The 1,153-nt window shown below is 29.1% G+C and carries 2 protein-coding genes; both read right to left on the bottom strand.

Annotated features, from left to right (window positions below; all coding sequences use genetic code 11):
- Window positions 1-361, bottom strand: a 361-nt coding sequence (locus tag RCF13_RS00845; RefSeq protein WP_308140725.1) for a hypothetical protein, incomplete at its 3' end; no start/stop codon positions are given.
- Between the two features lie 78 nt (window positions 362-439).
- Entirely contained in the window at window positions 440-961 is a 522-nt protein-coding gene (locus tag RCF13_RS00840; protein ID WP_308140724.1) for a hypothetical protein, read from the bottom strand.
- Window positions 962-1,153 lie beyond the last annotated feature (192 nt).

Raw genomic sequence — 1,153 nt, 5'->3', positions numbered from 1 at the left:
GATTTATAATAATTCCCTCTAACCAGATATTTAATGGCTTTTTAACTTCTCCTTGAAAACATTCAATATGCAAGTATATATTTTGCGTGATTTTTAATAGTAAATTTGACTTATCTTTTTGCAATTTTAGATGGTAATGTGCATTAGAGATAGAATTGTTTATTTCCTTGATAAAAGTTTTTGCAGCTGCATTTGATAATATTTGAGTATGAAATACATCTTCTCTTAACCATTTGTTAATGATATTTGCTTTTTCAGAAAAGGTATCAACCTTTATACTGGGTGATAAAGTTAAGTAATTACCTTCATTTTTACTAATATCTAGCAAAGTTGCAGTTGTTGTAGAATTAATAACTTCCACTTTTATCGGTCTCCTTTATCCATTTATAAAATTCCCTCTCTCTTTTGCAATACATTCTACACATAAACATTAAATATTTTAATACAAATCATCTACTTTTCTATAATATCCGTAACTAATATCGATAATGTCCATTCCTTTATATAATGGTATGGAGATGCCAACCATTCCATTAATAGAAGTAACATACATAACTTCATTAGTGTCTGTTATAAACTTCGATAGCAAGGGATAAGGATAATTAGTTTTGAATTGAACGATTGTATCTGAGTATGTTGAACCATTTGAGTGTTGTTGTATATTCCCAACTGGTACTGATATAGGCTGTTGAAATATCAATGCTTTAAAACTTCTTATGCTTTCTAGTTCATGATGTATATATTGCTGTTCAGGTATACTCCATCTATATACAGCATCTTGTAGGTGTAGCAGGTCATTGCCATAAACAAGGGGTACATGATATTGGTTTAAGTTTTTACGTTCTAATTGAATGTATTTAGAAAGCGCGGCAGCATCGCCTAATTCATGATATGGACATTGTTCTAGGCTTGTACTTAAATCATATTTAAACCAATGTATAAGTCCTCCTGTTAACTCCATAATTCTCGCTCCTTTAATATAATAAAAAACCACCGCTCCTTACTTTATATAGAGAGGTGGTTTTATTATTGATTTTTTTAGTTCATCTCTACATATATATATAACTACTATCAATGGACCTAATTTATTTTATCTATTGTATATAGGTAATAGATTCACTTATTATCCAAAGTGTATTTTCTTTAAAAATTT

The sequence above is a fragment of the Stenotrophomonas maltophilia group sp. RNC7 genome, assembly GCF_030910085.1.
GTDB lineage: Bacteria > Pseudomonadota > Gammaproteobacteria > Xanthomonadales > Xanthomonadaceae > Stenotrophomonas > Stenotrophomonas sepilia.
Note: the sequence above shows the minus strand (reverse complement) of the source record. Positions and strands in the feature narration are given on the sequence as shown.